Source organism: Streptomyces poriferorum (assembly GCF_019399235.1).
Classification (GTDB): Bacteria; Actinomycetota; Actinomycetes; order Streptomycetales; family Streptomycetaceae; genus Streptomyces; species Streptomyces poriferorum.
Genome location: NZ_JAELVH010000667.1, coordinates 1 through 387, shown reverse-complemented (window position 1 = coordinate 387; position 387 = coordinate 1). Strand labels below are relative to the sequence as shown.

Sequence of the window (387 nt, the reverse complement as noted above, 5' to 3'; positions counted from 1 at the left end):
GGGCGTCGCCCTCGATCAGGTCGCCGCCGGTGGGGGTGGAGACCCAGACCAGGAGCGAGCGCATGGTCTTCCCGGGTGCCAGCATGACCTCTTCGGGCCCCTTGTCGTTCCCGAAGTACGACGAGCCCGGGTTCACCTTGACCGGGAGCGCGTCGCCGTTCTCGTCGAGGGCCTGGACCGAGGGGTAGCCGTCGACCCGGTGGGGCTCGGCGCCGCAGTTGGTCAGGGTCAGCCCGACGGCCCGGTGCCCCAGCGCCGCCTCCACGGGTCCCATGTCCACCACGAGGCCCGAGGCCGGGCAGCCTCCGGTGGCGGTGGGTGTGGGGGCCGGACGGGTGGAGGGCCCGGTCGCGAGGGCAGGCGGCGAGGGCGTCGTCGCCCGCACTC

1 protein-coding gene is annotated in these 387 nt (G+C 74.7%); it reads right to left on the bottom strand.

Going from position 1 to position 387, the window contains the following annotated elements:
* Positions 1-274, bottom strand: a 274-nt coding sequence (locus tag JGS39_RS40330; RefSeq protein ID WP_372456203.1) for a DUF4232 domain-containing protein, incomplete at its 3' end; no start/stop codon positions are given.
* Positions 275-387 lie beyond the last annotated feature (113 nt).